Genomic DNA, 11,579 nt, shown 5'->3' with positions numbered 1-11,579 from the left:
GATGACATTAACGTTAACGCGATATTCGACAAGAGACGCAGTATCAAGTGGCACGTTGAGGTTTCTGGGCTTCGCTCGAAATGACGTAATTGCCCTACCCTACACGCGGTCTAGGAGCATTTGGTCTTCGTAGGTCTCACGGCGGCGGATGAGGCGGGCCTTGCCATCTTTGACCAGGACTATGGGAGGCTTGGGGTTGAGGTTGTAGTTGCTGGCCATGGAGGGGCAGTAGGCGCCGGAGGCGGGGATGGCGATGAGGTCGCCGCTGGTGTCGATTTTGGGGAGGGGGTAGTCCTTGAGGAGGATATCGCCGGACTCGCAGTACTTGCCGGCGACGGTGACCTTTTCGGTCGGGGGGTCGTTGACGCGATTGGCGAGGACGGCCTCGTACTGGGCCTCGTAGAGGGCGGGTCGGATGTTGTCGCCCATACCGCCATCGACGGAGACGTACTTGCGGACGCCGGGGATGGTCTTGACTGCGCCGACTCGATAAACGGCGACGCCGGCGGGGCCGACGATGGAGCGGCCAGGTTCGATGATGAGCTGGGGAGGCTCGAAGCCGAAGCGCTTGAGGCCGTCGGAGAGAGAGGAGGTGATGGCTTTGGCGTAGTCGGCGATGGGAGGCGGAATCTTGCTGCGGAGGTAAGCGATGGCAAAGCCGCCGCCCGGGCTGATCTCCTTGAGGTCGAGGCCTTCCTCTCGCAGGCCGGAGGCGTACTCGAGGACGACGCCCATGGCGACTTCGTAGGGTTCGAGTTCGAAGATGGGAGAGCCGAGGTGGAAGTGGAGGCCCATGAGCTTGAGGTTCTTGGAGTTGAGGGCCTGTCGGACGGCTTTGGTGGCGTCGCCGGTGGCGATGGAGAAGCCGAACTTACTGTCCAGGATGCCGGTGGTGGTCTTGGCGTGGGTGTGGGGGTCGATGCCAGGGGAGACGCGGAGGAGGATGCGCTGGACTTTGTGGGCGCGAGCGGCTAGCTCGTCGAGAAGGGAAAGCTCATAGAAGCTGTCGACGACGATGCGGCCTATGCCCCATTCGATGGAGTACTGGAGCTCGTCGCGGGTCTTGTTGTTGCCGTGGAAGAAAACTTTTTCGGGGTCGGCGCCAGCAGCCTTGGCGACGGCTACCTCGCCTCCGGAGACGACGTCGAGGCCGAGACCTTCTTCGACGAAGAGTTTAGCCAGGGCGGGGTTGATGTAGGCCTTGCTGGCATAGCAGACGAGGGTGTTGTGATATCGCTTGCGGAACTCGGAGACGAAGGCGCGGCAGCGGTTGCGGAGGGTGGCCTCGTCGAAGACGTAGAGGGGGGTGCCGTGCTGGGCAGCCAGGTCGGTGACATCACAGCCGCCGATGACGAGGTGGCCTTTGGCGTTGATTTTGGCGGTTTCCGGGAAGACCTGGCTGGGGAACATGGGACGCTCCTTGTTGATGTTGAGGTTTTAGCTTAGGGGGAGGTGTTGGGGGTGTCAAGGATAGAAGGAAGACGTGTAGTTGAAAGAACAGTTGTTTTTATAGTAACAGTTACGTTGTCAGCTTGTCATAAGAGTCTTTATCCGCCTGACGCTGGTATTTTTGAGGCGTTTTACTGATGAGATACAGAAACCGAAGTCAAAAGCGCAATTCCCGGGGATGCAGATCGACAGAGGAGGTAAAGGACAATCGATGGTGAGCATTAAGCAGTAGATAAGTACAGGCAGGTTTGTGAGCAGCTTGTTACTCGTCCAGAGTGTAAAGCGAACTCCGTCAACTCGTGCCAGCGCACAAAACTTACTGGAGGACCAATAAATGAAGACCAAGATTCTAATACCACTGCTACTAGTTCTCAGTCTGACGCTGCTAGTACTTTCTGGGTGTGGTGGTGAGGGCGGGTCTTCAGGTGAAAATTTTGGCAAGGCAGTTTTTGCGGTGTCTGATGCTGCTGCGGACATGGGTGAGGTGACAGAGGTGACGGTCACTATCGATTCGTTAAAGATTCACGCTGAGGGCGGCGCATGGAAAACAGTCTCCAGCCAAGCTCAGAGTTTCAACTTATTAGAGCTGCGCTCCAAGGGGACTGCCCAACTTCTTGCTGAGGCGAAAGTAGAAGTGGGGAACTATGATCAGATAGAGCTAAACGTTTCCAAGGTAGTGGTTGTGGACGGCAAAGGTGAACACGAAGCCAAGCTGCCCAGCAACAAGATCCTGATCCATGGGAACTTTGATGTGGCAACGAACGCGGTGGCTACAGCCAACTTCGACTTCTTGGCAGACCAGTCGCTCCATCTAACTGGAGAGGGCCGGTACGTTCTGGCGCCGGTTATCAAAATGGAGACTCGGGCGCAGGCTACCGCCATGGTAAAAACCAATAAAGAGGTTATCTTCAACGGAGGGCAGGTTACCACGGATATAACCGTTGGCATGAACACTGAAGGCTTGGTGGACTCTGGATTGAGGATTTCCCCTGACGCGGTTCTTAGTCTTGCAGCGTCGGGGAAGGTATCCCAGAATCGGGGTCAAGCGCTGGTTACAGGAACGATAAAGAGTGTAGATACCGCCAACGGCACAGTCACGATTGTTACCAAGAGCGGAACAGATTTAACCCTACATCTATTCAGCGACAGTGCCATTACCGTGAAAGGGTCGTCCAGCACAGCGTCCCAACTTAACGGAAAGGTGGGCGCAGAGATTATTGCGGAGTATAACGCCGAGACTAAGGCCGCCAAGGAGGTAGCAGCGGAGGCGGACGCTAAAACCAAGGCGGAAGTCGGCGCGACACTGGAAATAAGTGGCACTATCAAGTCGGTAAACTCGGCGGCTGGTACGGTCACAGTGGTGTCGGACAGCGGGGCCGAAGTGGTGCTCAAGGTGGCATCGGACAGCAAGCTTACGCTGGGGGGCGTCTCATCCAGTCTGCTGGATCTGGCTAGCAAGGTTGGCGCTCGCGTCACAACAGAATATAACGCCTCGTCCGGCACGGCTATGGAGGTATTGGGTCAATCGGAGGCGATGGTAAACGTTAATGGCACTATCAAGGCGGTTGACGCGTCGGCGGGGACTGTAACCATTACCAGCCCGAGCGGCGACGTTGTGCTAAAGATGGCCTTAGACAGCAAGGTCATGATTAATGGGACCATGGCGACGGCGGCCACCTTAAAATCCATGGTTGGTTCAGAAGTTGCCCTGGACTACAGCCAGCAGAGCAGCGTAGTGGGCTCTCTCAACGCCAAAAGCAAGGTTGAGCAGTCCACTATGGTTACCGGAAAGATTAAAGTGGTTAACGCGGATAGGGGCACTTTGATTATCACCACAGACGCCGGCAGCGACGTAGAGCTAAAAGTCGGCTCGTCCAGCAGCGTCGTGACCGACGGGTCGATTTCTACTCTTGCAAACTTGTCCGGCAAGATAGGGTCCGCGATTACGGCAGAATACGATGCCCAGACTAACGCTGCCACAGTGGTACATGTCCAGGCACGGGCAACCGTTATAGTGAACGGTACCTTGAAGGTGGTGAACACCGCTGAGGGCACTATGACCGTAGCCACGCAATCCAGCGGCGACATAGTCGTGAAGCTAGTCTCGGATACAAAGATAACTGTTGGCGCGGCGGCTTCTACGGCGGCGGGTCTTGCCGCCAGCATAGGCTCGCAGGTAGTGGTGGAATATGAAGCAAGCACGAAGGTGTCGACCCGTGTTAATGCTGAAGCCGGGGCTACTATTCAGACCACCGCTACGGGAACAATTAAGATGCTCAACGCCCTGACGGGCGCAATTACGATCGCGGCCCAGAATGGGTCAGAGATGGCGCTAAAGCTGACTTCGGATACTAAGATTACGGTCAATGGGGCCGCCTCAACAGCGCTTATAGCCGCCGCCAAGATTGGGTCACAGGCAACAGTCCAATACAACGCTCAAACTAACGTGACGAGCAGCATAGACATTAAGGACTAGCCAAAGCGCAAACCGTATGAAAGGCCCTCTGATGCATCAGAGGGCCTTTCATATTTCCTCAGATGACGGGCCTTGAATGATTGTTCTGATGGTCACAGCTAGTCATGGTTGATAACTACTACACCAAAGTACGAGGGCGGGGGGGGTTGCTAAGGGCTAGAATCGGGATGGCGAGCCGTTTGGGGTGAGGCCACAGGCTCGCAGGGGCTTGGAGGGCTAGGATGGTCAACAGTCAGCTTTATCAGGCCCTGCTGGAGCGCAGCTTTGATGCGATAGTCCTTATAAATCGAGAAGGGACTATTGCCTACGCCAGCCCGGCGACGACGAGGATATTGGGCTATGCCGCAGAGGATCTCGCGGGGCAACATTTTATGGGGCTGGCGCATCCTGAGGATGGCGAAGGGATGAGGGCGAACTTTGCCAAGTTGATAGCGAGCCCCGGCGGCACGGCCACGGGTGAGTTCAGATTGAGGCATAAGGCCGGCACGTGGCGATGGATTGAGGTAGCGGCGGTGAATATGCTGGATGATTCTATGGTTGGGTGGGTGGCGGCAAATTTCAGGGATGTCAGCGCAAGAAAGCCAGCCGAGTCGCGGCAGGCGCTGCTGGCGGCTATCGTGGAGTCATCAGAGGATGCGATTGTAAGCGAGACACTGGACGGGGAGATTACTAGCTGGAATGGGGCGGCGGAGAGGCTGTTCGGTTACAGCAAAGAAGAAGTGGTGGGGAAGAACGCCTCCATCATTGTTCCGCCTGGACGGATGGCGGAGGCGGCGCAGATGCTGTCCATAATCCGGTCTGGAGGGAGGGTAGCGCACCACGAGACGCTACGGTTCAAAAAGGACGGCGCGCTGCTGAGGGTGTCGCTTTCGGTGTCGCCTGTGATTGGGGTTTCGGGAGAGGTGATGGGCGCGTCGGAAATTGCGAGGGACGTGACAGAGAAGAAGCGGACGGAGGCCCAACTCAGGTTTCAGGTGGAGTTGGCGAGGCGGATGCTAGCCAACGCGCCGTGCGGGTTGGTGGTTATCAATAGCGGGGGAGTCATAGAGCTGGCAAACCGCGCTTTCCATTCGATGCTAGACATAGAGGCGAAGCAGACGAAGGGTGTTCCGCTGGAGGACGTGGTAAAAGCGCCGGCGTTGATTAGATTTATCAATTCGTCGCTAAAGAACAATAGGCGGCTGGCGAATATTGAGGTATCAATAGAGACCAAGGCCGGGGCCAAGACACTGATGGCGAATGTGACCACGTTTGAGGCTAGCGCGGACCTGGAAGAGGCTTTGGGCGCCAACAGGTATGCGATTGTCAGCTTGCACGACGTGACATCGGAACGCATGGCGATGGAGCATTTAATGCGGACGGGGACGCTATCGGCCCTGGGGCGGATGGCGGTGGGAATTGCCCACGAAATAAACAATCCGCTGGCGGTGATTCTGGGGTTTACCGAACTGATTAAGAGGGATAAGTCGGACCCCAATGCTGAAAGATGGCTTCAGGAGATTTCTTCTAACGCCGAAAGAGCGGCGAACATTGTCCACAGCTTGCTGCGGCTGACCGGATCCCAAGGGGGGAAGCGGATACCTGTGGATATCAATCAGATGGTGTCTATATTGTTGAACTTAAGGAAGGGCGCTTTTGAGAGGAAAAGCATTAAGGCGGCGCAGGAGTTATGCAAGGAACTGCCCTTTGTCACAGCGGACCCGTTGCAGATACAACTGGCGCTGACCAACCTAATCGATAACGCGGAAGACGCCTTGATTAGCCGCAAGTCGGGGCGGAAGCTGTGGGTTAAGACGGGCGTGTTTAAGGAGTGGGTGCGGGTGGAGATAAAGGACAATGGGGCGGGGATACCGAAGGGGATGGAAAAGAGGATATTCGAGCCGTTTTTTACCACCAAGGGGTCGGAGAGAAGTGTGGGGCTGGGCCTGACGATTTCGATGAACATAATCGTTGAGCATGGGGGCAGGATTTTTGTGCAGTTGGGAAGGGAAAAAGGAGCGCATTTTATAGTGGAACTGCCGGTGGTGAGCGGGCAGTTGGAGATGCTGGGGGCTAAGGATTTATTGCCTGTGGGCCTTGGCTAGAAGGCCAGCCTTAGTTCTAATCGGGGCGACCTCATCACCCTTTATCCCTCTTCTCCTTTCTGAGAAGAGGGAAAGAAAATAATGCACCACAACCCCCTCTAGCTCCCCCTTCGCCTTCCAGGCCGAAGGGGGAGAACCATAAGAAACCCCCATCCCCGCCTGCTTAGATAGCTCCTAGCTTCTCATAAACAAGTCCTAAAAGAAGAAAAAGAAAGCGTGAGACTTCCTTTCATGTGAATCCACGTCTGCCGGAAGGAAGGATTTTAAAGATGCACCAGTTCCCCGGGCTTTTGTCCAGAGATGAGGTTGGGACGGGGGATCCAGCGGGAGGGTTGGCGGAGTCCTTGACCCTTCAAATATCAGCACGTGCTAAGATTGTGGGATGAGGGTCTGAGGTGGCGCAATGGACTCACGCAACCATGATAAGGTACTGATTCAGAAGATTCCGCATATGGGACCGGTGAACAATAACGGCTATATTTTAACGTGCGCGGAGACGGGCGAGTGCGTAATCATCGACGCGCCGGCGGAGCCGGAGAAGCTGCTGTCGCAGGTGAAGGACCTGTCGAAGGTGAAGGCGATCCTTATCACCCACGGCCACGGGGACCACATCGCCAGCTTCAAGGAGATGACGGAGCGGGCCGGGAAGCCGGGCGGGATACATTCAGGCGACGCGCATAACCTGTTGCCGAACAAGCCCGGGTTCAATTTAGAGGATGGACAGACAATCAGCGTCGGCAAGATAAGCTTACGGGCGATTCACACGCCCGGCCACACACCTGGCGGGGTGTGCTTTCTAACGGGCAAGCACTTATTTTCCGGCGACACGCTGTTTCCAGGAGGGCCAGGTTACACCAGGTCGCCGGAGGCTTTTCAGCAGGTAGTGAAGAGCATCACGTCGAGGCTGCTGGCGCTGCCTGAGGACACGCACGTGTATCCAGGACATGGGGACGACACCACGATAGGGAAGTCAAAAAAAGAATACGCGGCGTTCGCGTCGAGGAGCCATCCGTCGGACGTGCACGGGCACGTGTCGTGGGCTAAGAGTTAGGGAGACATTAATAAGCCGACGCTTAGGCGCCGGCCACATATAGAAAGGCAGCGCAAGAAAAACAAGTATGGCAAAAGTGAAGCCGGCGAAGACGATGGAGGCATCTCGAACGGAACCAAAGTCGGTGGAATACAGGAACACTAGGCTGGACAACGGCCTCAGAGTCATTACAACGTCGATGCCGCATACCCACGCGGTGACGGTGGGGTACTTTGTGGGGGCGGGTTCAAGGTACGAGTCGGACCGTACAGCCGGCTCGACGCATTTTCTGGAACACCTCCTGTTCAAGGGGACGCGGGAGTGGCCGACGGCCAAGATTATCAGCGAGGCGATTGAGGGGACGGGCGGGATAATGAACGCCAGCACGGAGCGGGAGATGACCACCTACTGGTGCAAGGTGGCCAAGCCTCACGCATCCAAGGCGCTGTCAGTGGTGACGGACATGGTGCTGCACCCGCTGTTGGAGCAGACGGAGATGGAGAAGGAGCGGCAGGTTATCCTGGAGGAGCTCAGGATGAGCAACGATTACCCATCTCACAGGGTGGACTTGCTCATCGATGAGATGATGTGGCCGAGCCAGCCTATGGGAAGGGACGTGGGAGGCACCAAGGAGTCAGTGTCGGGGATTGTAAGGGACGACCTGTGGGATATGATGCGGAACCAGTACGTGCCCAATAACGTGGTGCTGTCGGTGGCGGGGGCGATATCGCATGACGAGGTGCTGGAACAGGTGTCGGAGGCGACCAGGGAGTGGAAGCCGGGCCAGCCGTGGGAGTGGAGCAGGTCGCACAGGGAGCAGGGGGAGAAGGGAATGAGGGTGGAGAGCCGCAAGACGGAGCAGGCGCACATATGCATTGCGCTGCCCGCTTTGCCCCTGAACCACCCCGACAGGTACGCACTGATGTTGATGAATACGATTTTCGGCGAAGGAATGAGCAGCCGATTGTTCCTGGAGGTGAGGGAGCGGCTGGGCCTGGCTTACGACGTGCATAGCTCGGTAAGCCAGTTCCACGACACGGGCGCTTTTGTTATTTATTGCGGCACGGAGCCTTCTCGCAGCACGGAGTCGGTGGAGGCTATTATGCGGGAGATGGGGAAGATGACGCAGGGGTTCAGCGAGGAGGAGGTGGAGAAGGCGAAGGAGTTGACCAAGGGGCGGCTTTTGCTGAGGATGGAGGACAGCCGCAGCGTGGGGATGTGGCAGGGAGCACAGGAGCTGCTGCTGGGGTATGTGAACAGTGTGGAGGATGTGACGAGGGCCATCGATATGGTTACGCTGGAGGACCTCAACAGGGTGACGCGGGATATTGTGAGGGAGGACCAGTTGAACCTGGCGGTGGTGGGGCCGTTCAGGTCTGAGGCGAGGTTCAGGAAGGTGTTCAAGCTGTAGGGGTCTGGTTTTTGCCGGGGCCTGATTCCGAAATGGCCGGCCTCGCCCTCATTCGGGATACCATCCCCTGGCCCCTTTCCCGACTGCATCGGGACTGAGTACAGCCTGCTGGAAGAAGAAGGAATAATAGGGTCACCTCATCACCCTCCTTCGATCCGCCAGAGGCGGACTCAGGACGGTCCGATTCCATCGGACTTCGCGATATATGCGCTAAGGTAGCGGAGCTCTTTTCAATAGGAGAAGAGGGAGAACCAGATGGGAGGGGCCCCCGACCCTTTCCGACTCGTGTATACGACAAAGGATCACACCGGTCAGCTCGTTGGGTTAATTAAAGACGGGTAGGCCGATAGATCGGCCTACCCGTCTTGGCTTGATGAAGGTCTGTTGAAGCAGGTAAAGGAGAGTCTGTTGTCTTGGAGAGCCTGACCAACGCCGCGCAATTCGAGGGATGGTGTGGGTATAAGTTGGGTGCTGAGGGGCCTGACAGTGGAGGATTTTGGACGTTTTGATTATAGAAATACGAGGGCGCTTGAAACTTGGGACAGAGCGTTACCTCACTATATAGAAAGGGAGAGATATGGAAGCATTCCTTTATATCGGCATGGCTGTATTGGGGGCGGCGATACTGCTGCAGTACCTGTCGACGTGGACCAAGGGGGACGAACTGAAAAAGATGCCGTTGAAGAACAGGAGGGAGGTTGGGAAGCAGAGGAAGGGTGGGTCTTAGCCGCGCATGTTTCTTACCAGGACTCCGCTTATGCCTATCGGCGGGGAGGATTGAATCCCATCCAGGGCGATCAGCGAGAAGAGAGGGCTAGACAGAAAGATTACATAAGTGGGGAAGGGGCGGACCGTCATGACGGCCCGCCCCTTCCCTATTTTGAGTTGAGGGGTTAGACGCCGGTGAACTTTTTGAAGTGGGCGTGAATGCGGCGCAGGGAGTCCCGGACGTTTTCGGGGCGCCAGTGGTACCAGCCGTGAGGCTCGCAGTTGTACTGGATGTACTCGGCGTACTTGCCTTTGGCCTGGCAGGCTTTGAACAGGTCGTCGACCATGGAGATTCGGACGCTGTCGCGGTCGCCCCAGAGGAGGAGGAGGGGGGTCTTGAGCTTGTCGAGGTTGTAGATGAGGGAGCGGCCTTGCCAGTGGTCGGGGGCCATTTCGGGGCTGCCGCGGTCGCCGGCGACGACGTCGCCGAGGACGGGCTTGGCGGCGCCGTTGCGGCAGTTCCACATGTGGATTAGGTCGGGCGGGCCGTAGAAGCAGACGGAGGCTTTGAGGAGGTCGGGGTAGCGGAAGGTGGTGGTGAGGGCGAAGTACCCGCCGGTGGAGCCGCCCTGCATGACCACCTTGTCCTTGTCGATAAGCCCCTGCTCCGCCAGGTGGTAGGCCGAGTAGGCGAAGTCATCGATGTCACCGCCGCCCCAGTCACCAAAGTTCAGGAACTCGTACCGCTTGCCCAGCCCCCCGCTGCCCCTTACCAGAGGACAGACCACGGTGTAGCCCTTGTGCAGGTAGTACTGGATGTATGGGTAGAACCCGTTGACGTGGATGCCTTTGGTGTTGGCCCTGGCATAGACTACCAGGGGAGTCTTCTTGTTCCCCGCATCCTTGGGCCGGTACAGCCAGGCGGGCACCTCCAGCCCATCCCTGCTCTTGTACTTAATCAGAGCGGGCTTGATGAACTGGAACCCAGAGAGTCCCCTGGGCATGTGGTTGGAAATCTGCCTGGGCTCTCCTCCCTCAGCGCTGATGCTCCATATGCCCGAGCATACCTCGTGGTTCATGTAGGTGAACACGATGCTCTTGGAATCAGGCGTCCACCTGATAGACCCTCTAGCCTGGTAGGCGTCTATGCCCCCATGCACCCCGTCCCGCTTAGTTAGCTGGATCGGCTTGCCTGACCCGTCAGCCTTTATCTTCATAATGTGGAAGTTCCAGCCCATGTTGGCCACGTAGGCTATCCACTGCCCGTCGGGGGAGTACCTGGGGTTGTACTCGTCATACTCTCCCTGGCCTTCGGTAAGGGAAGAGGCCTTGCCTGTAGCTATATCTACAACCCATATCTTCCTGAAGTTGCTCTTGTCTGTCGTATAGACCAGCTTCTTGCCGTCGGGGGACCACCTGGGCCGGTAGTCGTAATGCTCAAGGGTATTGGGGGTCATGTTCCTGGCTTCCCCGCCATCGATGGGGGCTATCCAGATATCCATCCTTTTGAAGTCGGCATAGCCTGAGCGGTCCGACATAAAGGCCACATGCTTGCCGTCGGGAGAGACAAAGACATCAGTGCTGTTGAAGTCCTCATTGGTGATGTACCTGATGTTTATCCTGCCCCTGGGTATCTCAGTGGATACTGATGCCACCTGCATGTAGCCATTAGAGCCCAGAGTGATGAATACAATCCGCTTGCCGTCGGGGGTCCAGCGCATAAAGGCGTGGGCTGTTCCCGGCCCTCGGCCATAGGTAAGGTTGATGGGGGGTTCTGAGCCGTCAGCCTTTACTTTGAACATGGTGTCACGGGCGCAGTAGGCGATCCACTGGCCGTCGGGGGACCAGGAAGGGCCCAGGCATTCCTCGGGGTACATGGTGACGATGCGTTTTCGGTTCCCCCCGTCGATGTCGCAGGTGTAGAGGTCGTAGCCGCCGGACTCGGCGGAGACGTAGGCCAGCTTCCTGCCGTCGGCGGAGAGGTCGAACTGCTCGACTTTGGCGTTGGTCTGGGCCAGGAGGTCGATGAGGGGGTCGTCAGGGAGGACCGGCTCCTCTTTGTACGTGGCCCCTCGATTGTAATAGCTGGGCATGACAGGCTCCTTAATGGTGGGATGGACAGGCGGTATTCTAGCATTGGGGAGGGTGGCGGGGTAGGGCCGTGCCGGGAGGGAAAAGAGAAGCCCCCCGATTCCGGGGGGCTTCTCTTTCTAAGCCGTTCTTAGAAGGGTTACTTTGTCACGGCCTTGGTGTACTCGTGGTAGCGAACCGGGCCCATGTGCAGCATGTTCACGGTGTAATCGGCAACGACGCTGGGGTTGTAGGCGATTTCAGCGGTGACCCAGAACGTGGGGATGGTGAAGGCTTTCTTCACCCAGATGTCTCCGAGCTCCTGGGCTATCTTGTCGCGCTCTGCGACGC

At 57.1% G+C, this 11,579-nt stretch carries 6 protein-coding genes; 4 read left to right on the top strand and 2 right to left on the bottom strand.

Translation table 11 applies throughout. The features are described from left to right. Positions 1-99: 99 nt before the first annotated feature. Positions 100-1,410 carry a diaminopimelate decarboxylase gene (gene lysA, locus FJ320_00030; protein ID MBM3924369.1) on the bottom strand — a complete coding sequence of 437 codons (1,311 nt, stop codon included), beginning with the start codon at positions 1,408-1,410 and terminating at the stop codon, positions 100-102. Between the two features lie 373 nt (positions 1,411-1,783). Between lysA and FJ320_00025 the strand changes: the two genes are divergently transcribed. From FJ320_00025 to FJ320_00010, 4 genes are all read left to right on the top strand, one after another. Next, positions 1,784-3,925 carry a DUF4382 domain-containing protein gene (locus tag FJ320_00025; GenBank protein ID MBM3924368.1) on the top strand — a complete coding sequence of 714 codons (2,142 nt, stop codon included), beginning with the start codon at positions 1,784-1,786 and terminating at the stop codon, positions 3,923-3,925. Positions 3,926-4,146: 221 nt separating this feature from the next. Further along, positions 4,147-6,009: a PAS domain S-box protein gene (locus FJ320_00020; protein MBM3924367.1), complete on the top strand. Its 1,863-nt coding sequence runs from the start codon at positions 4,147-4,149 to the stop codon at positions 6,007-6,009. A gap of 403 nt (positions 6,010-6,412) precedes the next feature. Beyond that, positions 6,413-7,060 (top strand): MBL fold metallo-hydrolase, encoded by a 648-nt coding sequence (locus FJ320_00015; GenBank protein ID MBM3924366.1) that lies wholly within the window; start codon positions 6,413-6,415, stop codon positions 7,058-7,060. 67 nt (positions 7,061-7,127) lie between these two features. Continuing rightward, positions 7,128-8,450, top strand: coding sequence for an insulinase family protein (locus FJ320_00010; protein MBM3924365.1), 1,323 nt, complete (start codon positions 7,128-7,130; stop codon positions 8,448-8,450). A gap of 893 nt (positions 8,451-9,343) precedes the next feature. Here FJ320_00010 and FJ320_00005 read toward each other — a convergent pair. Then, positions 9,344-11,251, bottom strand: coding sequence for a S9 family peptidase (locus tag FJ320_00005; protein MBM3924364.1), 1,908 nt, complete (start codon positions 11,249-11,251; stop codon positions 9,344-9,346). Positions 11,252-11,579 lie beyond the last annotated feature (328 nt).

The organism is SAR202 cluster bacterium (genome assembly GCA_016872285.1).
In the GTDB taxonomy this organism is placed as follows: Bacteria; Chloroflexota; Dehalococcoidia; order Lucifugimonadales.
This window is presented reverse-complemented; position numbering and strand designations above follow the sequence as displayed.